The organism is Asticcacaulis sp. SL142, from assembly GCF_026625745.1.
Lineage (GTDB): Bacteria > Pseudomonadota > Alphaproteobacteria > Caulobacterales > Caulobacteraceae > Asticcacaulis.
Window position 1 is genome coordinate 1,213,467 of the sequence record NZ_CP113061.1, and the last position, 25,457, is coordinate 1,238,923.

The following is a 25,457-nucleotide window of genomic DNA, read 5'->3' on the forward strand; positions in this document are numbered from 1 at the left end:
GTGTGGCTTCGCACAGATGAACGCAGAGATGTAATTGCCTCACTCAAAATGTGCCTAATTGCCGTGATAGGGACTCGTAGCGACTTAGCGTTATGGAAATGGGCAATCTTATCTCTGCATAATGCACTTCAAGGGGCTATGGTTTGCCATCTTTCAGGGACGGCACAGCTTGGAGCATTATCAGAGAAGTGCGCCTACGAATGGCTGAAATGGTATGAAAAAGATGCAAGTGGCGAAATTGAAAGGGTCGAAACAGGCGTAGACGAATTCGGCGTAATCCAGACAAAAATAGTTAATCAACAGGATCTTCCACCTAAAGAACACTTAGCCACGCCCTTAGAACTCTTTAAGCGTTTGTACAGTGATCGGAAAAGAATCGAATCTGGATGTGGAAGCATTTTACCCTTGAGCCAAACTGATAAGAAGTCTTTTTCAGTTTTAAATGCCTTTAGAAATGAATTCACTCACTTTTCCCCCAAAGGGTGGTCTATTGAAACTGAAGGATTAGCGGTGTTATTTTCGAATAATTTGAATATTTTAGAAAAAATATTCAATGATCCGTGGCCTTTTAGGCATATGAACAATGATGATAATGAATGCTTACGCAAAACACTTGCTGACTTACGCGAGGAATTAAAGAAGCTCTAAATTTAAAAACAAAAAACCCCTTCGGTTTGCACCGAAGGGGTTTGATTTAGCTACAAGTTTGTCCGCCGCGCCTAGTTAGGGGTGCAGGGACAAGTCCCTGCTTAGGCGATGATCTTGGAGACGACGCCGGCGCCGACGGTACGGCCGCCTTCACGGATAGCGAAGCGCAGCTTCTCTTCCATGGCGATCGGGGTGATCAACTCGACGTCCAGCTCAGCATTGTCGCCCGGCATGATCATTTCCACGCCTTCTTTCAGCTTTACGATACCGGTCACGTCCGTCGTACGGAAGTAGAACTGCGGACGGTAGTTGGTGAAGAACGGCGTGTGACGACCGCCTTCTTCCTTGTTCAGGATGTAGGCTTCGGCGATGAACTTGGTGTGCGGGGTGATGGAGCCTGGCTTACACAGAACCTGACCGCGCTCAACGTCTTCACGCTTGGTACCACGCAGCAGAACGCCGACGTTGTCACCGGCCTGACCTTGGTCAAGCAGCTTGCGGAACATTTCAACGCCCGTGCAGGTCGTCTTTTGGACCGGACGGATGCCGACGATTTCGACTTCTTCACCGACCTTAACGATACCACGCTCGACGCGGCCGGTCACAACCGTACCACGGCCAGAGATCGAGAACACGTCTTCAACCGGCATCAGGAACGGCAGGTCGATCGGACGCTCAGGCTGCGGGATGTAGTCGTCAACCGTTTGCATCAGAGCCAGGATCTGGTTTTCACCGATTTCCGGGTTCACGCCGTCAGTGGCGGCCTTAGCCGAGCCCTTGGTGATGGGGATATCGTCGCCGGGGAACTGGTAGGACGACAGAAGTTCACGAACTTCCATTTCAACCAGCTCAAGCAGTTCTTCGTCGTCAACAAGGTCAACCTTGTTCATGAACACGACCAGAGCCGGCACGCCGACCTGACGGGCCAGCAGGATGTGCTCGCGCGTTTGCGGCATCGGGCCGTCAGCGGCCGAAACCACCAGAATAGCGCCGTCCATCTGAGCGGCACCGGTGATCATGTTCTTCACATAGTCGGCGTGGCCTGGGCAGTCGACGTGCGCATAGTGACGGTTAGCCGTCTCATATTCGACGTGGGCGGTGTTGATGGTGATGCCGCGTGCTTTTTCTTCAGGGGCAGCGTCGATGTCGGCATATGCCTTGGCGACCGCGCCGCCGGACTTGGCCAGCGTCATCGTGATCGCTGCCGTCAGCGTCGTCTTGCCGTGGTCAACGTGACCAATCGTGCCAATGTTGCAGTGCGGCTTAGTACGGTTGAATTTTTCCTTGGCCATTTCAAATCCCCGCGCATTAGGCGGGCCTTCACTCGGTTAGGGGTTGAACTTTGTAAGTTATGTTTAGGGTTGCTGGCCCGTAGCATACAAAATGCGACGGGCCAAGCGGTTTGATATTAAGCGTACTTCTTGATCACTTCGTCGGCGACGTGCTGTGGCACGGGCTCGTAGTGATCATAGACCATCGAGAACTGGGCGCGGCCTTGCGACATGCCGCGCAGGGTGTTCACGTAGCCGAACATGTTGGCGAGTGGCACGAAGGCGTCAACGACGATGGCGTTACCGCGCATGTCCTGACCCTGGATCATACCGCGACGACCGTTGAGATCGCCGATGACCGAACCGAGGTATTCTTCGGGGGTGACGACTTCGACCTTCATGATCGGCTCGAGCAGCTTGGGCCCGCCCTTCTCACGAAGTTCCTTGAACGCTGCACGGGCCGCGATTTCAAACGCCAGAACCGAGGAGTCGACGTCATGGTACGCACCGTCGATCAGGGTGACCTTAAAGTCGATCACCGGGAAGCCCGCCAGCAGGCCGTTTTCCTTGGACGATTCAAAGCCCTTGATGACGCCTGGGATGTATTCCTTTGGAACCGCACCACCAACGACGCCGGATTCGAACACAAAGCCGGTGCCGGGTTCACCCGGCTCAACCACAACCTTGATACGGGCGAACTGGCCTGTACCACCGGTTTGCTTTTTGTGGGTGTAGTCGATTTCAGCCTTGCGGGTGATCGATTCGCGGTAAGCCACCTGCGGCGCGCCGATATTGGCTTCAACCTTATAGGTACGCTTCAGGATGTCGATCTTGATGTCGAGGTGAAGTTCGCCCATGCCCTTCAGGATCGTCTGGCCCGACTCGTGGTCGGTCGAGACGGTGAAGGATGGATCTTCGGATGCCAGTTTGGCCAGAGCCACGCCCAGCTTTTCCTGATCGGCCTTGGACTTGGGTTCCACGGCGATTTCGATAACCGGTGCCGGGAATTCCATGCGCTCAAGGATAACCGGCGACTTCAGCGGATCGCACAGGGTATCGCCGGTGCGGGTGTCCTTGAGGCCAGCCAGAGCGACGATATCGCCGGCATAGGCTTCCTTAATGTCTTCACGGTTGTTGGAGTGCATGAGCAGCATGCGGCCAACGCGCTCGCGCTTATCGCGGGTCGAGTTGAGCAGGCCCATGCCGGCTTCCATCTTGCCCGAATAGAGGCGGCAGAAGGTAAGCGAACCCACGAACGGGTCATCCATGATCTTGAACGCCAGAACCGACAGAGGCTCTTCGTCAGACGCGCGACGTACAACTTCTTCTTCGGTTTTGTAGTCGATGCCCTTGGTCGGCGGGATATCAACCGGCGACGGCAGATAATCAACCACGGCGTCGAGCAGGGTCTGAACGCCCTTGTTCTTAAAGGCCGAGCCGCACAGGATCGGATAGAAGGCGCCGGTCAGAACAGCCTTACGGATGCACTTCTTGATGACTTCCGTCGAAGGCTCATTACCTTCGAGATAGGCTTCCATGGCGTCGTCGTCGAGTTCAACGGCGTTGTCGATCAGGTACTGACGGGCTTCGTTAGCCTTATCGACCAGATCGGCCGGGATTTCGTGTTCGGCATAGTTGGCACCGAGCGCATCGTTGTCCCAGATGATCGCTTTCATCTTAACGACATCAACGAGGCCGGACAGCGTGTTTTCCGAACCGATCGGGAACTGGATCGGCACAGCCTTGGCGCCCAGACGGTCGCGGATCGACTGAACCGATTTGTCGAAGTCAGCGCCGATCTTGTCCATCTTGTTGACGAAGACGATACGCGGCACGTTGTACTTATCGGCCTGACGCCAGACGGTTTCGGTCTGGGGTTCAACACCGGCGTTACCGTCGAGCACGGCAACCGCGCCGTCGAGCACGCGCAGCGAACGCTCAACTTCAATGGTGAAGTCCACGTGGCCTGGGGTGTCGATGATGTTCAGGCGCTTGCCTTCCCAGAAAGCGGTCGTCGCAGCGGACGTGATCGTGATGCCACGCTCCTGCTCCTGCTCCATCCAGTCCATGGTGGCCGCGCCATCGTGGACTTCGCCGATTTTGTGGGATTTGCCGGTGTAATAGAGGATACGTTCCGTGGTCGTGGTCTTACCGGCGTCGATGTGCGCCATAATACCAAAGTTACGGTAGTCCTCAATGTTGTGACTGCGGGGCATAGGGGTAGCCTCAAACTAAGGGTCAAATTCGGGGTATTGGTCGTTTCAGGCTAAAAAAACCCGGCGACCTGAACCATAAGGCGCGCGGGCGGTTTAAACCAAACCACCCGCGCGTTAAAGCTCTTTTTTGACAGGGTGATGACACTCTGTCCGCTGTAGTCGCTGTTGCCAGCGCCAGACTACCAGCGATAGTGCGAGAAGGCGCGGTTCGCTTCGGCCATCTTATGAGTATCTTCGCGCTTCTTAACCGCTGTACCACGGTTGTTGGAAGCATCCAGCAGTTCGCCGGCCAGCTTTTCCGTCATGGTGTTTTCACCACGCTTGCGCGCAGCGTTGACCAGCCAGCGGATGGCCAGAGCGCGACGGCGCTCCGAGCGGACTTCGACCGGAACCTGATAGGTCGCCCCACCGACGCGGCGTGAGCGGACTTCGATCGAAGGCGCTACGTTGTCGAGGGCGGCATGGAAGGTTTCGATGGCGGTTGCGTCTTTTTTCTTGGCAACCAGGATGTCGAAAGCACCGTAAACGATGTTTTCAGCCACAGCCTTTTTGCCTTCATACATGACGTAGTTCATGAACTTGGTGACAACCAGATCGCCGTATACGGGATCGGGAAGAACGTCGCGCTTCTCTGCGCGGTGACGACGTGACATGTGGTGTAATCCTTACTTAGGACGCTTCGCACCGTAGTGCGAACGGCGTTGCTTACGGTTCTTAACGCCTTGCGTATCGAGCACGCCGCGCAGGATGTGGTAACGGACGCCGGGAAGATCCTTCACACGGCCGCCGCGGATCAGAACCACGGAGTGTTCCTGAAGGTTGTGGCCTTCACCGGGGATATAGCACACGGCTTCGATTTGCGAGGTCAGACGGACCTTGGCGACCTTACGCAGCGCCGAGTTCGGCTTCTTCGGGGTCGTGGTATAAACGCGCGTACACACGCCGCGACGCTGAGGACAACCCTTAAGGGCCGGAACCTTGTTGCGCTTTGGCTTGGGGTGGCGAGGCTTACGGATAAGCTGGTTAACTGTGGGCATTAGGGTTTCGCTTCTATGCTCTGGTAAAGTCTGTGCCGTTTGGCCGGAGGACTTCGGTTGGATGGTTACGCTTTAAAGGCCCCGCCCCGTCCCGCATTCGTGACAAACACAAAAGCCGCAACCTGCGCTATGGAGGTTACGGCGGGCACTCAGGCCCTGCATGATTTGGATTGGGAAAGAGGGTTTTATCCCTCAGCCTCAAAAATGATGGGCCGCTATAACTTAGGGATTAACGGGCGTCAAGGTCGGAATCGCTAAAGGCCATGGAGTTTACCGCGCCTTACTACCGGCGTTTACCGCCTCGTCCCCGGCGTTTGGCGTCCGGATTGATGCAAGATCATGGAGGCGACCTTGCCGTCAGCACCTCTGACGAACTCGAACTGAACCTCAAGCGCCTTGGCAAAGAACCGGTTCTCGGCTTCGGGGAAGACGGGCAATCGCCACTGGCCGGGAGACTCAGCAAACAGTTGAGTGCCTTCCAGCGTAATGACGATGGTGCGGCTTGGCGACAGTTCATAGGTTCCCGGATAATCGGGCAGAACCGCCGTGTTAATCGGCACCTCTTTGTGGACCACAGGCGCCGGCGCATCCTTGCCACTCATGACCGCGACAAGGTTGTTGCGCATCTCTCCCGGCGACGGCGCGGGTTGCCGGGGCTCGACATTTTCAAGGATAATCACCGATAGCCTGAGATCGGGATACCAGGCAAGGTTGGCACTAAAGCCGGGAATAGTGCCGCCATGTTCAATGCGCCTGAACTCACCACGGGGCGCACGAATAACCACACCAAAGCCATTGTTGCCGTTGACGCCGCGATCGTTCTTATAGGCCGTCGTCATCCGGGTCAGCGACGCGGGCTTCAGGAGTTTACCGCCGTCTAGGCCCTGCTGCCATTTAAGCAGGTCATGGGTGGTCGTTGAAATGCCGCTGTCACCCAAACTGGAGGTGTGATCCAGCACCGGGGGTATTTCCACATCCAGACCGCCGGGTCGCGACACATAGCCCTTAAGGCCCGTCAGCGGGACGTTGTAGCGCGTGGCCTCCATCTTCAGGGGTTTGAAAATGTTAGCCTGAAGGAATGTACCAAAGGGTTTACCACTAACCTTTTCAACCACCATCGCAAGCAACACATAGTTAGTATTGCTGTAAGCGTATGCGGTGTCGGTGGGGAAATCGAGCGGCTTGTCACTGACATAGGCCAGCATTTGACCGGCCGTTATCGGCTGACGTGAGGCCGCACGCGCTTGCGGCTGGTTACCCCAATCCGGAATACCGGACGTATGGGTCAGCAGGTTCTTAAGCGGGACGGAGTTCCACGCCGCGGGCAGTCCGGGTAAATATTTTCCGACCGGATCATCAGTGCTGAGCTTGCCGCGCTCTTCCAACAGCAGAATCGACGTCGCTGTGAACTGCTTGGTGACCGAGGCAATATAAAAACGCGTATCGGGCGTAATCGGCGTTTTCGCGTCCCGATCGGCAAAGCCATAGCCTTTGTCGAGCACGATCTGCCCGTCCTTGACGACCAGAACAGCGCCCATAAACTGATCGGCATCGACATAGGATTGTATCATGCCGTCCATCCTGGCCACAGTTACGGGATCAGTGGCGATGGATGGAAGCGCACGCGCAGAGGGGCTGACTTTAGGCGCCTCAGCTCGGGCGGGTGCCGCCAACGCGTACACAATACTAACGGACAGGCAAAGCGCTGCGGCGCGACGCGCGTATTTAAATTTCAAGATGAGCCCCTTAAACCTGCAAAGTGCTGGTAAATAGTTATTCGAGGATTAGGGAAGTATTTCTGAACGGGCAATGAATGATTCTCTGAACATCGCCTAAAATCCCAATGACCCCTGCCAAATTTTTACCGCCCCCTTGCAAACTCTGGCCCCCTTCCCCCTTTGCCTTGAGGGCGATCTGAGCCTATAGTTTACGCGAGCAACCATAGGGGATGACCGCATGAAATGGGATCTGGGCCGCAGAGGCGGTGTCGAAGACCGCAGAGGCTTAAGCGGCGGCGCGATAGCTGGTGGCGGCGGCATAGGCGTGATCGTCATCGCCCTGATCGGTTATTTCCTTGGGGTTGACCCGCAGCAACTGGCCCAGATCGTCAATCAGGCACAAGGCCCCGCCCAGCAACAGGCCGGTGTCGAGGGCACGCCCACTGACGAGGAAGGCGCGTTTGCCGATGTCGTTCACACGTCGGCCAATGATGTCTGGGCTCAGATTTTTCAGCAAACCGGCCGGTCGTATCGCCCATCAACGGTCGTGCTCTATACCGAAGGCACCTCGACCGGCTGCGGCTATGGTCAGGCGGCGATGGGGCCGTTCTATTGCCCGGCGGACGAGCGGGTTTACCTCGATCTCAATTTCTTTCAGACGCTGGACACCCAGATGGGTGCCGGCGGCGATTTCGCCAAGGCCTATGTCATCGGCCACGAAGTCGGCCACCATGTCCAAAACGTGCTGGGCCTGAGCCAAAGAGTTCAGAACGCCCAGGGCCGCCTGAGCGAGGCTGAGGGTAACAAACTTTCGGTCAAGCTCGAGCTTCAGGCCGATTGTTACGCTGGCATCTGGGCGCGGCAATCGAACGATCAGTTGAACTGGCTGGAAAGCGGCGACCTTGACGAAGCCCTGCGCGCGGCGTCGGCGGTCGGGGATGACACCCTGCAAAAGCGCTCGACCGGCAGCGTTGTGCCCGACAGCTTCACCCACGGCTCCTCAGCTGAGCGGATGCAGTGGTTCAAAACCGGCTATAACTCCGGCAACCCGGACGCCTGCGATACGTTTGGGTAAATGTGGCATCGCCATACTTTGCCCCCAATCAACGCGATTAATGGGGGGACATTCAGAGGACAAATACCGTGCGTGCATTCATTATAGCCACCCTCGTCCTGGCGGCCCCGTCTGTAATGGCACAAGCGCAGGTACAACCTGTCTGGGAACCAGCTTGTGTTCGCCCCATGATCATAGAGCATGATGAGTTTCCATCTGAGTTCAAATGGGCAGCAGTCACTACAGCAGGCTTTGAAACCTGGGCCACCCCCGCCGAAGTCAATGCTGCCACCAATGCTGCCAACGCGCCTTTCATTGAGACCAGCAAGGCCTATAAAGCGGCCCTGATCGCCGCCCCGCAGGTCACCTTTGCTTCAAGTCCCGCAAAGCCCCAAAGCCCCGACAGTTTCGCCGGGCTTCTGCTGATCAACATCACCACCAGCGGCACCTATGGAATTGCCGCCTCAAGTGGCGTGTGGCTTGATCTGATCAAGGATCAGTCGGCTCTGAAATCAGCCGGGCAAGGCCAAGTCCCCAACTGTACCGGCATCCATAAGATTGTGCTCTTTGACCTTCAACCGGGCGACTATGTGCTGCAAATCGCGTCCAGCAAATCGTCAGACGTAACGGTACAGGTCGCACCCCAGCCTTGACCTGACAAAAGTTGCCGTTCGCGGAAACTTTTTGCTTTGACATTTCCAAATCCGCGCTATGGTAGGTTAATAATAAGCCTTGCCCAAAAAAGGCGAACCCTACAGGTACAAGCGGAATCCAGGATATGAACCTATTTGACGGGATCAAACGCGAATTCATCTTCCTCAAACGGCTGGCGCGCCTTTTGCGGCGCATCAAGCCGATTGACCCGAAGTCCCGCAATCTGGTCTGCGATGATTTTGAACGGGTGGTCGATAGCCACGGCGGCGCGTCCGCCATTATCTTTGATGGCAAAAGCCTGACCTATCGCGATCTGGATGCGATGGCCAACCGCTATGCCCACTGGGCGCGGGCGCGTGGTTTGAGAATCGGCGATACGGTGGCCCTGCTCATGCCCAACCGTGCCGAATATATCGCCGTGTGGATGGGGCTGAACAAGGTCGGCGTGGTCACGGCCCTGATCAACAATGGCCTGACCGGCGCCGGGTTAGCCCACTGCATCAATATCTCAAACGCCAGCCATACGATTGTTGACCAGAGCACCCGCCATGCCTTTGAGGACATAGCCTCCCAGCTTAGCCACCACCAAACCGAGTGGGTGCTGGGCATGGATAAGGACCATGAAACCGAATCCGTCCGCAGTCTGGATCATGCCCTGCGCGGGGTATCGTCGGTGCGACCGGATCGCCAGATTCGTCAGGACATGACCGCCCACGACACCGCGCTTTATATCTATACCTCCGGCACGACGGGGCTGCCCAAGGCGGCCAAGATTTCCAACTCTCGCGCCCAGCTTTATATGCAGGCCTTTGCCGGTATCTCCCGCATGAAGGAAGGCGAGCGCATCTATATCACTCTGCCGCTGTACCATTCGACCGGCGGGCTGTGCGGGGTTGGGTCCGCCCTGATGAACGGGGCGGCGATTGTTCTGAAATCACGGTTTTCCGCCACCCAGTTCTGGAGCGATATCCGCACCTATAACTGCCAGTATTTTGTCTATATTGGCGAACTGTGCCGCTACCTCGTCAACCACCAGTCGCCTAACCCGGAAGACGAAACCCGCCACAGCTTGAAAATGGTCTTTGGCAACGGTATGCGCCCGGATGTGTGGAAGACCTTCAAAGCCCGCTTTCGTATTCCGGTGATTATTGAATTTTACGGCTCGACCGAAGGCAATGTGTCGCTGTTCAATTTCGATGGTCAGGCCGGAGCCATTGGTCGCGCCCCGCCCTACCTGCGCAGCGCTTTCAATATCCGGCTGGTTAAGTTCGACGTCGAGCAGGAATTGCCCGAACGTAACGCCAAGGGCCTGTGCATCGAATGTAAACCCGATGAGATCGGTGAGGCCATCGGCATCATCGGTCAGGACGCCCGCCATTCATATTCCGGCTATGCCGATAAGGCGGCGTCGGAAAAGAAAATCCTGCGCGATGTTTTTAAAAAAGGCGACATGTGGTTCCGTACCGGCGACCTGATGAAGCAGGATAAGGACGGCTATCTCTATTTCGTCGACCGTATCGGCGACACTTTCCGCTTTAAGGGCGAGAACGTCTCAACCTCCGAGGTGGGTGAAGTCTGTGCGGGTGCTGCCGGGGTCGATGAAGCCATCGTCTACGGCGTCGAAGTGCCCCATTATGACGGCAAGGCCGGCATGGTCGCCCTGATCGTGCGCGACAGTTTCAAAATCGAAGACTTCTGCCAGCATGTTCTGGCCGGTTTGCCAACCTATGCGCGGCCGCGGTTTGTACGCCTGCTGCAACAGGCTGAGACGACCGGCACCTTCAAGTACAAGAAGATGGATCTGGTCAAGGCGGGCTTTGAACCGGCGGCGGTCAGCGACCCGTTGTTTGTCATGAAGGAAGACGGCGGAGTGTATGAACCGTTCGACGCCGCCTGCTATGGCCGCCTGATATCGGGGTCTTACCGCCTCTAAGTTGGGGGGGTTAGACGACCGCCCCAAACAGCCGCCCGATCCCCGCCGTTACCGCCAGAGCCAGCGCGCCCCAAAAGGTGACGCGCAATACCGCCTTAGTCACATTGGCCCCACCGCTGATCGCCCCTAAGGCTCCAAGTACCGCCAGAAACAGCAGGGCGCACACCGACACCACCGGCACAATCAGATCGCGAGCACTGAAAATCATGGCCAGCAACGGTAAAAAAGCACCCACCGCGAACGTCACGGCTGAGGTCACCGCCGCCTGAACGGGCTTGGCTTCGGTATGGTCGCTCATGCCCAGTTCATCGCGTAGATGGGCTTTGAGGGCATCCTTCTGCATCAGTTGCACCGCCACCTTCCGGGCCAGATCAAGCTCAAGACCGCGCTCAACATAGATATGGGTCAGTTCATCCTCTTCGGCCTGCGGGAAATCGCGCAGTTCCTGGGTTTCGCGCGCCAGGTCAGCGCTTTCAGTATCAGCCTGAGAACTGACCGAGACATATTCCCCTGCCGCCATCGACAGAGCGCCCGCCACAAGGGCGGCCACCCCGGTCAGCAGGATCGTGGCCTTGTCCGCAGGGCTTGCCGCCACACCGACGATCAGGCTGGCGGTCGAGACGATGCCGTCATTGGCACCCAGCACTGCGGCCCTCAGCCAGCCAATGCGGGAGATGAAATGCAGTTCAAACCGCGAATGTTTGTCAGTCATGATCAGGGTGCTGATAGTTTATCAGGTCATTTAAAAACGGCGCGGCGTCGATGTCTTCGAGTGTTGTGCGCGTCGGCAGGCTGTGCAGGTCATCAACATAGGCCAGTTTGGCCTCAACGCCGAACTGAATTTCAGGCACAATTGTCGCAGGCTCATCAAAGGCGGCAATGGATACCGCCACCCCGTCGGGCGCTTCGTAGGTCAGGGGCGTGCCGCACTTAGCACAAAACCCGCGCTGCACAAGGTTTGAGCTTTGAAAACGCGCCGGTTCAGCCTTGGTCCAGATCAGGGTCGCTTCGCGCACGCTGACCAGAGGCGCAAAGAAATTGCCATAGGCTTTCTGACACATCCGGCAATGACAGATCGAGGCGTGGCCAAGTTCGCCCTCAACCCTGAACCTAACCGCCCCACATTGGCATCCGCCGGTTTTGACTGCTGGCATTTTTAACCCCACCCGGCGCTGCGCGCCACCCTCCCCTGCATCAGGGGAGGTTCTTTTATGCAGCCCTCCGCGCGCATAGGCTAGGGATTTTGTCATGTAAGCAGGAGGCAAGCGCCGCAGGTACAGATAGTACCTGCAAGCCGCAGCCGACGAACTTACAGGGCAAAAGACCCGACTAGGCCAGTGACATCTTTTTGAGGACTTTATAAGCCTTGATTACGCGTTGCAGCTTATCCTCGGCGGAGCGGTCACCACCGTTATTGTCGGGGTGGCAGCGCTTCAACATTTCGGTGTAGCGCACCCTGATCTGCTCGGCAGTGGCGCCGACATCTAGATCAAGATCCGCAAAGGCCTGACGCTCGATCTTGCCGTACTGGCGCTGGCTAGGGGCGGCCTTGTTACGATCAGGGCTGGCGCCAGCGCCAAAGACGCTGTGGGGGTCGTACATGCCGTTGCCGATTTTCGCGCCCTTGGTGGCGAAGTTGGCGGCTTCGCGGCTGACGCGGGAGGCGCGGAACTGCCAGGTTGGACGGCCGCCAGTAATGGTGGCCTCACGATGCTGCTTGGCTTCGCCCTCAGACATACCGGAAAAGAAGTTCCAGTTTTTGTTGTACTCGCCCGCGTGCGCCTGACAGAAGTTATAGTATTCGTTCATCATTTCGCGCGACTTAGGCGCCTTGGCAGTCGATGCCCGATGACATTCCGTCCATTCACAGCGAATCTGGCCGGGTTTTAGGGACAGGACGTCGTCTTCGGGGCGCTTGCCCTGCACTTCGCCTTCTTTGGGCGGGCGGATGCGCATGTCCAGACCAAATTTGGGGGTATATTTGTAACCGTCGCTCATAGTATGAACTGTGATCCTGAAGCTTTAAAAAAACCGATCGAACATCCTAGCAGAAAGGTGTAGCGAAATCATGGGAATAGTCACTGGGCGGCTGAAATCCAAGCTGGAAACCGCCTTTAACCCGCAACGACTGGAGATTCATGATGATAGCGACAAACATAGTGGACACTCAGGCGCGCGTGAAGGGGGCGAAAGTCATTTTTCTGTGTTGATCGTATCTGACGCGTTCGAAGGCTTGAACCGTGTCGCGCGCCAGAGAAAGGTCAATGAGGCTTTGCGTGAGGAACTGGCGGGCCCCATTCACGCCCTGTCGATTCAGGCGAAGACGCCAGACGAGGGATAAAAGCAAAAAGGCACCGGGGGGAGCCGGTGCCTTTCGCGTTTCAAAATTAAGCCAAACCTAGTTCAGCTTGATCGCCTTGGAGAACAGACGGTCATCGGAGGCAACGAAGATATCGCGACCACCCAGATTGACCGTGGCAACCTTGTCGTCGGTGATCTTAACTGAACCGTTGACGGTCTTGGTGTCGCTGCCGTCAAAATAGATATAGGTAAACTCGGATGCGATCACGCCGTCTTCGGCCACACATTCCTTGAGTTTAATGGTCTTGCGCGACACATCGGTGGCGCTCATGCCGAGCTTTTCAGACACGGCCAGGGTCGTCAGACGACCGGTTTCCAGGAACTGAGCCTGATTACATTCAGCAAAGGCCGAGCCGCCGATAAGGACCGAAGAGATGGCAACGGCAAACGCGAGGGCGAAATTTTTCATGACACACACATCCATAAGTTAGCGCTGGCATCAATGACAGCGCTGTCATTATTCAAAACGATACGAGTCCGTCAATCCAAAATATTGCACTGCAACACAATGTGAACAGGATTTATTCGCATACGCAAAACAAAAACAGCCCGCAAGCTTTAGCCGCGGGCTGTTCGTAAGGTGCTAACCCGAACTTTTTTAAGCCGCCGTCTTGTACGCCTTACCAAACCGGCCATAGAAGGTCTCGCCCTTGGCCGCCATGTCGCGTAAAAGCTGCGGCGGGGCAAAACGGTCGCCATAAAGCCCGGTCATGCGGTCGAGTTCCGCCACAAACGACGCGGTACCGATTGAGTCGATCAGTGAGATGATCCCGCCCGACCACGGCGCAAAGCCCCACCCCAGGATCGAGCCGACATCGGCCTCACGCGGGTCGGTGATGACGCCTTCCTCGAAACAACGCGCCGCCGTCACCGCCTGAATATAGAGCAGGCGTTTTTTCAGTTCCTCGGCCTGTTTCGGATCGGCCTCAGACATAGTCACCGGGAACATGTCCTTGGTGCCTGACCACAGGGCCTTGTTGCCGCCCGCTTCGGGATAGTCGTAGAACCCCTTGCCGTTCTTGCGCCCCAGACGGCCATCGGCGACCATTTTGGCGACCTCCCCCTCACCGGGGATGGGGATATAGTTCGCCCCTTCGGCCTTTGCGGTTTCAGAGGTGATCTTGACCAGCAGGTCGAGTGCGACATCATCCATCATCTCCAGCGGCCCGCGCGGCATACCCGTCGCACGACCGACATTGTCGATAATGGTCGGTGCGATCCCTTCGGCCCACATGTGCAGGCCTTCGGCGGTGAACGGAATGAAGCAGCGATTAGCAAAGAAAAAGCGCTCATCATTGACCACGATCGGGGTTTTCTTGATCTTCAGTACATAGTCAATGGCCTTGGCCAGCGTTGTGTCTGAGGTCTGCTCGCCCATGATGATCTCGACCAGCATCATCTTATCGACCGGCGAAAAGAAATGGATGCCGATATAGTTTTCCGGCCGCACCGACGCCTTGGCCAGCAGAGAAATCGGAATAGTCGAGGTGTTGGAGCCGAACACCGCCGTTTCGGCCAGTTCCGCCTCAGCCAGTTTGGTCACACCGGCCTTGAGTTCAGTGTTTTCAAACACCGCTTCGACCACCAGATCGGAACCCTTGATAAGGCCGTAGTCCGGCGTGGCGGTGATAAGATCGAGCACGCCTTTGGCCTTATCCTCAGTCATCTTTCCGCGTGAGACGGCCTTTTTCAGCAGGCCCTCGCAGTGGGATTTGCCCTTATCCGCCGCCGCCTGATCACGATCGATAAGGATGACCTTGATGCCAGACATGGCTGTTACATAGGCGATCCCTGCCCCCATCATGCCGGCCCCCAGCACGGCCACTTGGGTAAACTCGGTCTTTGGCACACCCGCCGGACGGCCAGACCCCTTGCCCACCGCCTGCATCGAGAAAAACAGGGTCCTGATCATGGCCTTGGCCTGCGGTGTCATCAGGGTCCTGGCGAAATAGCGCGTCTCGACCTTAAGTGCCGAATCGATCGGCAATTGCAGCCCCTCATAAACCGCATGCATCAGGTTGATGACCGCGGGATAATTGCCGTAAGACTGCTTCCTTAACAGGGCATTGCCCATCATGAACACCTGCGCGCCCGCCGGATGGTACGGGCCACCACCGGGGATTTTAAACTCTTTTTTGTCCCACAGAGCAACCGGATCGCCTTTTGTTTTGATCCAGGTCTTTGCGGCTTCAACCACCTGATCATCGGCCACGACTTCGTGGACGATACCGGCGGCCAGCGCTTCTTTCGGTTTGAAGCTCTTGCCTTCCGACATGGCCATCAGTGCGGCCTGCGCACCAATCAGACGCGGCAGGCGCTGCGAACCACCACCGCCGGGAAACAGGCCGATCTTGACTTCGGGCAGGCCCATTTGAACCTTCGGGCCATCCGACAGCACCCGGTAATGGCAGGCCAGCGTCAGTTCCGTACCACCGCCCAGCGCCAGTCCGTTGATCGCCGCCGCCACCGGCTTACCGCAGGTTTCTAGTGCGCGGTAGACCCGGTTCATCTCGAACGCTGCGGCAAACGCGCCCTTGAGTTCGGCTTCGGGGTCGGATTTGTCGATGCCCTCGGCCTCCCAAGCGCCGCCCAGCATTTCCTCAAGGTCGGCGCCCGCGCAAAAACCGTTGGACTTGGCCGAGGTGATCACGACGCCCTTAACCGCCGCATCGGTTTTGGCGCGCTTCGCAATCGTCATCAGGTCATCGAGCGCGGCCTTGGTGAAGGTGTTCATGGTCTTGCCGACCGTATCAAACGCGCAGACCAGAATGCCGTCGGAATCGAGTTCAACTTTAAAATTGTCCATTTTGTTTTCTCCCTCGATCTTTGTTAAATACGCTCAATAACCGTGGCCGTGGCCATGCCGCCGCCGACGCACAGGGTGACCAAAGCCGTCGATTTACCTGTACGCTCAAGCTCATCCAGCACGGTGCCGAGGATCATCGCACCCGTCGCCCCCAGCGGATGACCCATCGCAATCGCCCCACCGCAGACATTGATCTTATCGTGCGGAATATCGAGCACCTGCATGTAGCGCAAAACCACCGACGCGAACGCTTCGTTCAGTTCATAAAGGTCGATATCGGCCACACTCATGCCCAGCCGCTTCAACAGCTTTTCGGTGACGTAGCTTGGCCCGGTCAGCATGATCGAAGGCTCCGAGCCGATTGAGGCCATGCCCTTGATACGGGCGCGCGGCTTCAAGCCCGCCGCCTCACCGGCGCGTTTATTGCCGACCAGAACGGCGGCTGAACCATCAACAATGGCCGACGAATTGCCCGGCGTATGGATGTGATTGATGCGCTCAAGCTCAGGGTAGCGCTGATTGATGACTGCATCGAAACCGCCCATTTCGCCCATCATAGCAAAGGACGGATTAAGCCCGGCCAGCGTTTGCATATCGGTGTTGGGGCGAATGGTTTCGTCGCGATCCAGAAGGGTGACACCCAACTGATCCTTGACCGGATGCACCGACCTTTTGAACCGGCCCTCGGCCCAGCTTTTGGCTGAGCGCTTGTGCGATTCGACGGCGTAGGCATCTACGTCATCGCGCGAAAAACCCCACTTGGTCGCAATCGTATCGGCCGATACGCCTTGCGGGACAAAATAGGTCGGAAAGGCCGCCGCCACGTCAATCGCCCAGGCCCCGCCGTCGGAGCCCATAGGAATACGGCTCATCGACTCAACGCCGCCGCCAATGGCCATATCGGCCTCACCCGACATCACCTTGGCCGCCGCCATATTGACCGCCTCAAGGCCCGACGCGCAAAAGCGGTTGATCTGCACCCCGCCGCAGGTTTGTGCGTATCCGGCCGCCAGAACCGCGGCACGGGCGATGTCCCCGCCCTGCTCACCCACCGGCGTCACGCAGCCCCAGACGACATCTTCGACCAGCGCCGTATCGAGGCCATTACGCCCCGCCAGCCCCGCCAGAACCTGCGCCGATAAGTTAAGGGCGGTGATTTCGTGAAGTGACCCGTCTTTTTTACCCTTACCGCGCGGGGTGCGCAGCGTGTCATAGATATAGGCGGCATTAGCACTGTTGGCCATGTAGCGTCCTCCGAAGCTTTTAATTGGTGAAAGGTGTGCGCCAACTTTACGCGAACGTCAAGATACGATGTTGGTAAACTTCGCGCGAGCGGCCTGATATTTCACCGCATAATTATCATACAAATATTTCACCCATCGCACTTTCCAGACTGGATTTTTGGAGCGTATGCGTTAAATAAAGTCCGACAAAATCAATAAACAGGGCATGACTATGACAGATGACATCATTCGCATTTCACCGCCGGGGTCGTTTCTGGGCGAAGGACCGCTGTGGTCGGCGCGCGATAATGCCGTCTATTGGGTCGATATCTTAGGCCATAAGCTGCACCGTTATAAGCTGGACGACAAATCCCTGAAACACTGGGTATTCCCTGAGCCGATCGGCTGGGTGATTGAGCGCGAAAAAGGCGGGTTTATCGCGGGCTTGAAGTCCGGCTTCACCCAACTGACGCTGGAGCCCTTCACACTGAAACACATCGGTGATCCGGAACCCCACCATCCCGACAACCGCCTCAATGACGCCAAGGCCGATAAGTGGGGCCGCATCTGGGCAGGGTCCCTGCACATGCCGCAGACCGAAAAAAGCGGTGGACTTCATCGCCTTGAGGCGGACCTGACGTTCAAACATATCGACGGCCCCTATCAGGTCGCCAATGGCCCGACCTTCAGCGTTGATCACACAAAAATCTATCATACCGATTCTGGTGTTGGCGAAGTCTATGTCTTTGATCTCGACGCTGACGGCAACGAATCCAACAAGCGGCTATTTGTCGCCTTTAACGAAGATGCTGATGGCTCACCTGACGGCATGACCACGGACGCCCAAGGCGGCATCTGGATCGCTCACTGGGGTGGCGCACGCATCAGCCGCTTTAGGCCTGACGGCACGCTTGATTTCGCCGTCCCCATGCCTGCAAAGCAAATCACCTCCATGACGTTTGCAGGGCCTGACCTTGACCGCCTGTTTGTGACCTCGGCGGCGGTCGATCAGCCTGACGATAAAGAGGCCGGGACTTTATTTGAGGTGCCAAGTCCGCTATTACGCGGCCATACCGGATTACCGACGCTGCAATTTGGCGGCTGAATTATTTAGGACTCAAAGTGATGTCTACACCTACGCTGATCGGCGCCGATTGGGGCACGACCAATTTCCGCATGTTCCTTTATGATGAAACGGGCGCGGTCATCGCCAAGCACGCCGCCAATATCGGCCTGAAAAACCTTGGGGTGTTAAGCTTTGAACAGGCCCTGATGAGCGTGCTTAAGGACGATTTCGCCGGGTTAGATCACCTGCCGTTCATCCTGTCGGGCATGGTTGGCTCGCGTCAAGGCTGGATCGAAGCGCCCTATGCCGCCTGCCCGTCGACGGTTAAGGACATTGCCGGACATTTGGTGCGCGCCCCCCACCCGCGCCTCGATATCGCGATTGTGCCGGGTCTGTTTGCCAAGTCGCCGGACACTGGGTTGCTTAACGTCATGCGCGGTGAAGAAACCCAGATTTTCGGTTTGGGTGAAGAGGCCGAAGGGCTGGTCATCCTGCCCGGCACCCATTCCAAGTGGGCACAGGTCGAAGGTGGCGAAGTCAAAACCTTCTCTACCCACATGACCGGTGAAATGTTCCAGGTGCTTAAGGCCAATTCGATTCTGGGCCTGCTGATGGACGATGATAAGGATGACGACACCGCCTTCCTTAAGGGTGTTGAGCGCGCCCTGAACGATAAGGCTTTCCTGTCGCTGATTTTCAGCGTGCGCACCGAAGCCCTGTTCAACAATATCAAACCGGAGAGTCTGTCGTCCTATATGTCGGGCATACTGATCGGCTCGGAAATCGCCGCCGAGAAGGAAAAGCACGGCAACAAGCCGGTCGGCATCGTCGGTGACGGGGCCTTGATCGAGCTTTACAAGGCCGCCCTGAAATTTGCCGGTTTCGACCGCGTGACCCAACATGACGGCGATACCGCCTCCAGCCGCGGCCTGTGGGCCATCAATTCGTTACGATAGGAAACCTCCGATGTCCCTTATGGAACAATGGCGCGATGCGCTGAACACCCTGCCGCTGGTCGCTATCCTGCGCGGCCTTAAACCCGAAGAGGCCGAAGCGGTTGGCGATGCCCTGATTGAGGCCGGCTTCAAGATCGTCGAAGTCCCGCTCAATTCGCCCGACCCGTTCACCTCGATCCAGATGCTGGCCAGCCGTCTGGGTGAGCGCGCCATCGTTGGCGCCGGTACGGTTCTGAAAGTCTCTGATGTCGAAACATTAGCGTCCGTGGGCGGGCAGATCTGTATATCGCCCAACACTAATATCGAGGTCATCAAAAAGGCCAAGGCACTGGGCCTGATCTCATTCCCGGCCTTCTTCACCCCGACCGAAGCCTTTGCCGCCATTGAGGCCGGTGCTGATGCCATCAAACTGTTTCCCGCCGAACTGGCTGGCCCCAAGGGGCTTAAGGCCATGAACGCCGTCATCCCCCGCACTACGCCGGTCTTCCCGGTCGGCGGGATCGAGCCTACCAATATGGGCGAATACTTAAGCGTAGGTGCGCGCGGTTTTGGCATTGGCTCCAGCGTCTATAAGCCAGGCGACACCGCCGAAATCGTGTATGAAAAGGCCAAGGCGTTCGTGACCGCCTGGCACGGCCTTAAGGGCTGATAGCGAATAAAGGGGCAAGGGGCACTATGACATCGACACTGACACCGGCCAAACCGGTGAACTCACCTGCGCAGGTGCTGGTCGCCAGCCTGATCGGCACGACCATCGAATTTTTCGATTTCTATGTCTATGCCACCGCCGCCGTGCTGGTGTTTCCGGCCCTGTTCTTCCCCGACAGCGACCCGACCACGGCCCTGCTACAATCGTTTGCGACCTTCTCCATCGCCTTTTTCGCCCGCCCGATCGGAGCCATCGTTTTTGGCCACTTTGGTGACCGGATAGGCCGTAAGGTCACGCTGGTGGCGGCGCTTCTGACGATGGGGATATCCACCGTCATTATTGGCCTGCTGCCGTCCTATGCCCAGATCGGGGTATGGGCGCCGCTGTTGCTATCGCTGTGCCGGTTCGGTCAGGGCTTTGGCCTCGGCGGCGAATGGGGCGGCGCAGTCCTGCTGGCCACCGAAAACGCCCCCGAAGGCAAGCGGTCATGGTACGGCATGTTTCCGCAACTGGGGGCGCCGCTGGGGCTTCTGCTATCATCGGGCGCGTTCTGGATATTGCTGCACTTCATCTCTCAGGACGATCTGCTTAGCTGGGGCTGGCGGATACCCTTCATTGCGTCAATCGCCCTGATCGCCATTGGCCTGTGGGTGCGGCTGTCGATCACCGAGACGCCTGAGTTCCAGCAGGCCGTCGATAAGCACGAGCGTGTGAAAATACCGCTGGTCGAGATCTTTACCCACTATAAGCGCAGCCTGTTTCTGGGCACCTTTGTGGCGCTGGTCACCTTTGTGCTGTTCTATATCGGCAGCGCCTATCTGCTGTCCTATAACGTCAAGATCCGTCAGATTCCGTTTCTGGATGCGCTGGGCATCCAGATTCTGGGCTCGATCGCGTTCGGTATTTTCATTCCTATTTCCGCCAAAATGGCCGAACAATATGGCCGACGCGAAGTGCTGATCGGCACCACGGTCACCATCGGCGTGTTTTCGTTCTTCCTGCCGACGTTGATGGGCGGCACAGGCGTTGAAATCGCGGGCTTTTCGATCTTGGCGATGGCGCTGATGGGCATGACCTATGCCCTGATCGGCACGGCGCTGGCCGCGCCTTTCCCCACGCGAGTCAGATATACCGGCGCGTCATTGACGTTCAATTTTGCGGGTATCGTCGGGGCATCACTGGCTCCCTATGCCGCGACATGGTTGCAGGCCAATTACGGTCTGAACTATGTCGGCTATTACATGCTGGTGGCGGCGATCATCACCCTCGTCTGCATCCTGCTGTCAGGCAAGGACGAGGTCTAATCCTTCGCGGCCTCAAAATCCGCCCGCGCCTTAAGAATGCGGGCGTGGTTATCGACCGCCCAGGCCATCAGCGGGCTTAAGGTCACAATCAGACTGTCGCCCAGATCGGTCAGGCGGTATTCGACGCTCGGCGGATTGGTCGGAAAGACATGACGGCTGATCAGGCCGTCACGCTGCTGATCGCGCAGGGTCTGGGTCAGCATGCGTTGGGAAATATCGGGGATGGCGCGCTTAAGCTCCCCGAAGCGATGCGGTTTGGCCTTGAGGTTCAGCAGGATCAGGCTCGACCACTTGCCACCGACGTGATCGAGCACATCGCGCACTGGGCAATCAGACGGGTTCATGTCAACAGTTGCGCCGTCCAATACCGCATGGACAATCGTGTCGACATCCGCGCCTGTAAGCCCCTCTGCTAAGGGTAGTTCCTTCAACATGCCTATCTCCCGAAAACCTGCCGTCTTTACAGGTGGCAATAAGTTCCTATTTTGCATATAGTCTCGGAAAGAGACCAAGTCTCTTATATAGGATACACGTCCATGTCACAAGATACCCTGCTCATCACCGGCGCCAGCGGCCAGTTGGGCCAACTGGTTTTGAAACATATCGTCGGTAAGACCGATGCTAAAGTCATCGCCGCCTCGCGCGATCCGTCGAAACTAGGCACAGCGTTTGAAACCCGTGCCGCCGATTTCGACAGACCCGAAACCTTGGCCACAGCTTTCGCAGACGTGGATCGCCTGCTGATCATTTCAACCGACGCCCTGGCCGTGCCGGGTCATCGCCTCAAGCAACACAAAGCTGCCATCGCTGCCGCCAAGGCCGCGGGTGTGAAGCACATCGTCTATACGTCGCTGCCTAATCCCGAACCGGGCAATCTGATCAGCTTTGCGCCCGACCACTACGGCACCGAGCAGGCGATCATCGACAGCGGCCTTGATTACACTATCCTGCGCAACACCTGGTATGCCGAGAACACCCTGATGGCCCTGCCCCATGCCGTCCAGACCGGCCAGTGGTTTACGTCCACCAAGGGCGGTAAAATCGGCTACGTCACCCGCGAAGACGCAGCACTTGCCGCCGCCTCAGCCCTCGCCACTCCGCCCTCGTCTAAGGCGACTTTCACGATCACGGGCGTAGAGGCCCTCAGCCATGCGGATGTGACCGCTCTGGTCACCGAAATCACCGGCAAGCCCTTAACCGTCGTTGATGTCTCAGATGCTGATTTCAGAGGCGGCTTGATTGCGGCAGGCCTGCCCAATTTTGTGGCCGACATGCTGACCTCAGCCGAAGCCGCCATCCGCGCCGGTCAATTGTCGTCCGTGACCACCGACCTGCACACTTTAACAGGCAAGTCGCCGACGACATTCCGCGATTTCCTGATCGCCGCCAAGGGGGCCTTGCTGGCCTAAACCAGTCAGGCTATGGGAGGGATATGCACATCCTTCCCATAGCCCCTGAGCATGTTCCAGCCCTGTCGGCGCTGGCCATAAAGACCTTTTGCGACACCTTTGCCCATCTCTATCCGCCAGAGGATTTACAGGCATTCCTGCGCACCTCTTATGCACCAGAGGTTCTGGCCCCGCAGGTCGCTGATCCAGCCCAGTTCTGGCGCATGGCGTGGGACGCGGACAAAGCTGTCGGCTACCTGCACGCTGGCCCCGTCGGTTTGCCCCACACCGATGCCGATCCTGCCAATCAGGGCGAGATCAAACGGCTCTATATCGACACCTCACAGCAGGGCCGTGGCCTGGGCAAACAGCTTCTGACGATCGGTCTCGACTACCTGTCGTCACGCTATGGCGACGCCCCGCAATGGATCGGCGTGTGGAGCGAAAACCACCGCGCGCAAAACCTATATCGCACCTACGGCTTTGAAAAGGTGGGCGAATACGGCTTTCCGGTCGGTACCACCATCGACCATGAATTTATCCTGCAGAAATCCTGAGCCATTTGGTGATCGCCCAGGCATAGCCGTCATTGCGAATACGCTTTATGATCTCCAGCGGCTCCAGCCAGACCAGTTCGTGATCGTCCTCGATCTTGGCCTCCAGCCGCTCACCGATCAGCGATACCTCAAAAAAATGGGCGTGGTTGAGATATTGCTGGCGCGGATTATTGCGGTTGACGACATACTGACGCACATCGGTGATGAACCGGCCCGGCGTAACCTCAAGCCCGGTTTCCTCAAGGCATTCCCGCACCAGCGCCTGATGATGGGTCTCATCGCCATCGATGGCCCCGCCCGGCACATCATAGATCAGATCACCAAATCCAATGGCAACGCAGGCTAAGCGCCCGTCACGGAGCAAAATGCCGTGCGCGGTGGTGCGCCGGACCAGTTCAAGATCGGGGTTGCGTTCGCCGAACGTCAAGGTCCCCGCCACGGCCCTTAATCCTTTAAATATGTGTACGGATCAGCAACCTTGCCGGATATAAATTCATCATATGCGGCACCCGGATATCCCACCGGTAAGCTTTTGGAATCTTGCCAGGCATTTATAACTATGTCGCGTAGGTCAGCCGCGCCGATACCAATCAACGAGGACATGAAATCGACCGCTTTAGGGGTGCCCTTGTCAAACTCACCTTCCTTTTCCAGTTGATACATCGGCACTAATTGCTTGAAATTACGCTTCATCCGCTCTCGAAGGCACACTTCAATTTTTGACGCACAGACTTCAACGGCTGGCATATGCGCGCGCACCAAATCGGCGGTGATGTGCTTATCTATGAAATCCCCCTCCAAAGGGCTGTGGACGGGTTCGGTCGTAAATCCTTGCGGATTAGGCGCATCCTTGTCCCAGCCGTTATAGTGGATACTAAGGTGCATCGGATTGGTGGCATCGCCGATATAGTGCGATAAAACGCCTATATCCCGCAGTAACAATTCTTCACGACGTATGCGGTCGGCCTTATACCAGGCGCGTTTGACCGCATCTTTCTCACGACTTTCCAAATAGGAAAGCACCCGCCAGTAAGCCATATCCTTGGTGACCAATTGATAACCCTCTAATTGGGCATAGGGCAGGTAACCCGCCTTCCAAGGCTTCTCACCTTTTTTTTCCAGCGCAATATTATAGTCAAAAAGGCTACGCGGTAATTCATCCAAAGAAACGCCAGCGAAGGTCATGCCATCGTCATAAATATCGATGAAATGAGCCGCGGCATTAGTTGAGTTGTGTGCAAAACCCGCCTGACGCCAGCGATCGGGCTCACGCGAATATTCACCGACATCGGTGATAGCCTTAGTGGATTTCAGAAATCCGGGTAGATGCGACGGCAGAGCGCGCATGGCCTCTTCCCCAATCAGGCGGTGTCCGTGGGCTTCCCAGGCCAGCGCCTGAGACGCTCCGCAGGTCGCCACAACAACCGCCAGTACCGCAACCGATCTATACCATTTCGACATCGGGGTTCCCCTTTAACTAAACATAAAGTCAGTCCCGGCTCAGCCCTCCGGGGCCAGCGTAACCTCAAGACCGTTAAGCTCATCGCTCATCAAAATCTGGCACGACAGGCGCGAGTTGCGCTTGACCATAAAGGCTTCGTCGAGTTTTTCATCCTCTTCGTCGCGCTTTTCGGCCAGCTTATCCAACCATGCCGGTGCAACATAGACGTGACAGGTCGCACACTCAAGCGCGCCGCCACACTCGGCCTTAATCGGCAACCCGTTGTCGCGGATGATTTCCATGATCCGCCAGCCGTCAATGGCCGGCAGGTTATGGGTCACGCCGTCGCGGTCGGTACACAGGATATGAAGGTCTTCGCTCATGATATCTTCAGGGTTCGCAATATTTTAGGTTTCGTGATTTTAGGTTTTGTGGGGAATTTCGCTCCCGCTTTAGACACTCCGGAGGCAGAATCCAACCAAAAACAATCCCCCTACCCCTTCAGCGACTTAAGCTGCAACTCATGCAGATAGGCCGACACATCCATCAGCGCCTCATCCAGCCCGGTTTTCAGCCGCTCAAGCCGTGTCGGCGCCCCTTCCACGTCGCCGTGCTCGGCCGCATGGGCCAGTTCGGACAGTTTCATGGCGCCTATCCCCGATGCCGCGCCCTTGATGGTATGAGCCGCATCGCGCCAGCCTTCGTGGGACGCCTCCAGCAGCGGCGCCCAAAGCTGGGCCTGCTGCTGAAACAGGTTCAGCACCTCTTCAATCACCACCGCATCATTGAGGGTGAAGTCCTCAAGCCGTGAAAACTCAACGGCACCAGAAAGATCGCGGCGGGCCATATCGGTCTTTTCCCCATGATTGCGCAATAAAAAGGGTCATAGACTGATTTTGTGCTTGAATCCCAGAGGAAAATGCGTATTTTCCGCCGCTCTGCCGCCGGTGAATACCAAGCACTGGCCTGAAAATAGTGTGGGTGTGTAGCTCAGTTGGTAGAGCAGCTGACTCTTAATCAGCGGGTCCACGGTTCGAGTCCGTGCCCACCCACCATTTCGCCTTCCGTCCAAGTCCAGTGACGTTGAAAAATCCAACAAAATCAAGTATATTATGCTCGTGATTTCCACGAGCGTCCCCCTATTTCCACCTACATCCACGAAATTTGGGGGTCAC

General features: G+C 57.0%; 27 protein-coding genes and 1 tRNA gene. 12 read left to right on the forward strand and 16 right to left on the reverse strand.

The window, feature by feature from the left end:
* Positions 1 to 648: a hypothetical protein gene (locus tag OVA03_RS05560; protein WP_267527162.1), complete on the forward strand. Its 648-nt coding sequence runs from the start codon at positions 1 to 3 to the stop codon at positions 646 to 648.
* Between the two features lie 101 nt (positions 649 to 749).
* Here OVA03_RS05560 and tuf read toward each other — a convergent pair whose 3' ends face one another.
* From tuf to OVA03_RS05585, 5 genes are all read right to left on the reverse strand, one after another.
* Complete coding sequence (tuf, locus tag OVA03_RS05565) at positions 750 to 1,940, reverse strand: elongation factor Tu (RefSeq protein WP_267526755.1); 1,191 nt, start codon at positions 1,938 to 1,940, stop codon at positions 750 to 752.
* A 116-nt stretch (positions 1,941 to 2,056) separates the two neighbouring features.
* Positions 2,057 to 4,135 (reverse strand): elongation factor G, encoded by a 2,079-nt coding sequence (gene fusA, locus OVA03_RS05570; protein ID WP_267527163.1) that lies wholly within the window; start codon positions 4,133 to 4,135, stop codon positions 2,057 to 2,059.
* Between the two features lie 179 nt (positions 4,136 to 4,314).
* Positions 4,315 to 4,788 carry a 30S ribosomal protein S7 gene (gene rpsG / locus OVA03_RS05575; protein ID WP_189488768.1) on the reverse strand — a complete coding sequence of 158 codons (474 nt, stop codon included), beginning with the start codon at positions 4,786 to 4,788 and terminating at the stop codon, positions 4,315 to 4,317.
* 12 nt (positions 4,789 to 4,800) lie between these two features.
* Positions 4,801 to 5,172, reverse strand: coding sequence for a 30S ribosomal protein S12 (gene rpsL / locus OVA03_RS05580; RefSeq protein ID WP_267527164.1), 372 nt, complete (start codon positions 5,170 to 5,172; stop codon positions 4,801 to 4,803).
* 293 nt (positions 5,173 to 5,465) lie between these two features.
* Complete coding sequence (locus OVA03_RS05585; RefSeq protein WP_267527165.1) at positions 5,466 to 6,743, reverse strand: serine hydrolase; 1,278 nt, start codon at positions 6,741 to 6,743, stop codon at positions 5,466 to 5,468.
* A gap of 385 nt (positions 6,744 to 7,128) precedes the next feature.
* Between OVA03_RS05585 and OVA03_RS05590 the strand changes: the two genes are divergently transcribed.
* The 3 genes from OVA03_RS05590 (at position 7,129) to OVA03_RS05600 (ending at position 10,531) form a co-directional block, all read left to right on the forward strand.
* A complete protein-coding gene (locus OVA03_RS05590) occupies positions 7,129 to 7,965 on the forward strand; it encodes a neutral zinc metallopeptidase (RefSeq protein ID WP_267527166.1) in 837 nt (278 codons plus the stop codon).
* Positions 7,966 to 8,132: 167 nt separating this feature from the next.
* Entirely contained in the window at positions 8,133 to 8,597 is a 465-nt protein-coding gene (locus tag OVA03_RS05595; protein WP_267527167.1) for a hypothetical protein, read from the forward strand.
* Positions 8,598 to 8,722: 125 nt separating this feature from the next.
* Positions 8,723 to 10,531: a long-chain-acyl-CoA synthetase gene (locus tag OVA03_RS05600; RefSeq protein WP_267527168.1), complete on the forward strand. Its 1,809-nt coding sequence runs from the start codon at positions 8,723 to 8,725 to the stop codon at positions 10,529 to 10,531.
* 10 nt (positions 10,532 to 10,541) lie between these two features.
* On the opposite strand, the gene OVA03_RS05605 is transcribed toward OVA03_RS05600, so the two are convergent.
* From OVA03_RS05605 to OVA03_RS05615, 3 genes are all read right to left on the reverse strand, one after another.
* A complete protein-coding gene (locus tag OVA03_RS05605) occupies positions 10,542 to 11,243 on the reverse strand; it encodes a VIT1/CCC1 transporter family protein (RefSeq protein ID WP_267527169.1) in 702 nt (233 codons plus the stop codon).
* Positions 11,236 to 11,685, reverse strand: coding sequence for a GFA family protein (locus OVA03_RS05610; RefSeq protein ID WP_267527170.1), 450 nt, complete (start codon positions 11,683 to 11,685; stop codon positions 11,236 to 11,238). Before OVA03_RS05610 ends, OVA03_RS05605 begins: the two co-directional genes overlap by 8 nt.
* Before the next feature lie 175 nt (positions 11,686 to 11,860).
* The gene (locus tag OVA03_RS05615) at positions 11,861 to 12,529 is read right to left on the reverse strand and encodes a J domain-containing protein (protein ID WP_267527171.1); all 669 of its coding nucleotides are present in this window, start codon (positions 12,527 to 12,529) and stop codon (positions 11,861 to 11,863) included.
* A gap of 70 nt (positions 12,530 to 12,599) precedes the next feature.
* Between OVA03_RS05615 and OVA03_RS05620 the strand changes: the two genes are divergently transcribed.
* Positions 12,600 to 12,872: a BolA family protein gene (locus tag OVA03_RS05620; protein WP_267527172.1), complete on the forward strand. Its 273-nt coding sequence runs from the start codon at positions 12,600 to 12,602 to the stop codon at positions 12,870 to 12,872.
* Between the two features lie 57 nt (positions 12,873 to 12,929).
* Here OVA03_RS05620 and OVA03_RS05625 read toward each other — a convergent pair whose 3' ends face one another.
* From OVA03_RS05625 to OVA03_RS05635, 3 genes are all read right to left on the reverse strand, one after another.
* A complete protein-coding gene (locus tag OVA03_RS05625; RefSeq protein WP_267527173.1) occupies positions 12,930 to 13,301 on the reverse strand; it encodes a hypothetical protein in 372 nt (123 codons plus the stop codon).
* Positions 13,302 to 13,490: 189 nt separating this feature from the next.
* On the reverse strand, positions 13,491 to 15,698 hold the full coding sequence (locus OVA03_RS05630) for a 3-hydroxyacyl-CoA dehydrogenase NAD-binding domain-containing protein (protein WP_267527174.1): 2,208 nt from the start codon (positions 15,696 to 15,698) through the stop codon (positions 13,491 to 13,493).
* Between the two features lie 23 nt (positions 15,699 to 15,721).
* Positions 15,722 to 16,942, reverse strand: coding sequence for an acetyl-CoA C-acetyltransferase (locus OVA03_RS05635; RefSeq protein ID WP_267527175.1), 1,221 nt, complete (start codon positions 16,940 to 16,942; stop codon positions 15,722 to 15,724).
* Positions 16,943 to 17,153: 211 nt separating this feature from the next.
* Here OVA03_RS05635 and OVA03_RS05640 point away from each other — a divergent pair, with 211 nt between their 5' ends.
* From OVA03_RS05640 to OVA03_RS05655, 4 genes are read left to right on the forward strand one after another with little or no spacing between them, the layout of a single operon-like run.
* Positions 17,154 to 18,026: an SMP-30/gluconolactonase/LRE family protein gene (locus tag OVA03_RS05640; protein ID WP_267527176.1), complete on the forward strand. Its 873-nt coding sequence runs from the start codon at positions 17,154 to 17,156 to the stop codon at positions 18,024 to 18,026.
* 20 nt (positions 18,027 to 18,046) lie between these two features.
* Positions 18,047 to 18,943: a 2-dehydro-3-deoxygalactonokinase gene (locus OVA03_RS05645; RefSeq protein WP_267527177.1), complete on the forward strand. Its 897-nt coding sequence runs from the start codon at positions 18,047 to 18,049 to the stop codon at positions 18,941 to 18,943.
* A 10-nt stretch (positions 18,944 to 18,953) separates the two neighbouring features.
* Positions 18,954 to 19,592 (forward strand): 2-dehydro-3-deoxy-6-phosphogalactonate aldolase, encoded by a 639-nt coding sequence (locus OVA03_RS05650; RefSeq protein WP_267527178.1) that lies wholly within the window; start codon positions 18,954 to 18,956, stop codon positions 19,590 to 19,592.
* Between the two features lie 26 nt (positions 19,593 to 19,618).
* Entirely contained in the window at positions 19,619 to 20,896 is a 1,278-nt protein-coding gene (locus OVA03_RS05655) for an MFS transporter (protein WP_267527179.1), read from the forward strand.
* Here OVA03_RS05655 and OVA03_RS05660 read toward each other — a convergent pair.
* The gene (locus OVA03_RS05660; RefSeq protein WP_267527180.1) at positions 20,893 to 21,330 is read right to left on the reverse strand and encodes a winged helix-turn-helix transcriptional regulator; all 438 of its coding nucleotides are present in this window, start codon (positions 21,328 to 21,330) and stop codon (positions 20,893 to 20,895) included. The two genes, OVA03_RS05655 and OVA03_RS05660, sit on opposite strands and share 4 nt — an antisense overlap.
* A 102-nt stretch (positions 21,331 to 21,432) precedes the next feature.
* On the opposite strand from OVA03_RS05660, the gene OVA03_RS05665 reads away from it, so the two are divergent.
* Together OVA03_RS05665 and OVA03_RS05670 are read left to right on the forward strand one after the other, a co-directional pair.
* Positions 21,433 to 22,305, forward strand: a complete 873-nt coding sequence (locus OVA03_RS05665; RefSeq protein WP_267527181.1) for an SDR family oxidoreductase — start codon at positions 21,433 to 21,435, stop codon at positions 22,303 to 22,305.
* Positions 22,306 to 22,328: 23 nt separating this feature from the next.
* Positions 22,329 to 22,841 carry a GNAT family N-acetyltransferase gene (locus tag OVA03_RS05670; RefSeq protein ID WP_267527182.1) on the forward strand — a complete coding sequence of 171 codons (513 nt, stop codon included), beginning with the start codon at positions 22,329 to 22,331 and terminating at the stop codon, positions 22,839 to 22,841.
* Here OVA03_RS05670 and OVA03_RS05675 read toward each other — a convergent pair.
* From OVA03_RS05675 to OVA03_RS05690, 4 genes are all read right to left on the reverse strand, one after another.
* Positions 22,822 to 23,280: an NUDIX domain-containing protein gene (locus tag OVA03_RS05675; RefSeq protein WP_267527183.1), complete on the reverse strand. Its 459-nt coding sequence runs from the start codon at positions 23,278 to 23,280 to the stop codon at positions 22,822 to 22,824. The genes OVA03_RS05670 and OVA03_RS05675 overlap by 20 nt on opposite strands.
* 5 nt (positions 23,281 to 23,285) lie before the next feature.
* On the reverse strand, positions 23,286 to 24,188 hold the full coding sequence (locus OVA03_RS05680; protein WP_267527184.1) for a hypothetical protein: 903 nt from the start codon (positions 24,186 to 24,188) through the stop codon (positions 23,286 to 23,288).
* A 153-nt stretch (positions 24,189 to 24,341) separates the two neighbouring features.
* Positions 24,342 to 24,665 (reverse strand): 2Fe-2S iron-sulfur cluster-binding protein, encoded by a 324-nt coding sequence (locus tag OVA03_RS05685; RefSeq protein WP_267527185.1) that lies wholly within the window; start codon positions 24,663 to 24,665, stop codon positions 24,342 to 24,344.
* A gap of 110 nt (positions 24,666 to 24,775) precedes the next feature.
* A complete protein-coding gene (locus tag OVA03_RS05690) occupies positions 24,776 to 25,129 on the reverse strand; it encodes an Hpt domain-containing protein (RefSeq protein ID WP_267527186.1) in 354 nt (117 codons plus the stop codon).
* 132 nt (positions 25,130 to 25,261) lie between these two features.
* On the opposite strand from OVA03_RS05690, the gene OVA03_RS05695 reads away from it, so the two are divergent.
* Positions 25,262 to 25,337: transfer RNA gene (locus OVA03_RS05695), tRNA-Lys, on the forward strand.
* The last annotated feature ends 120 nt before the right edge of the window (positions 25,338 to 25,457 follow it).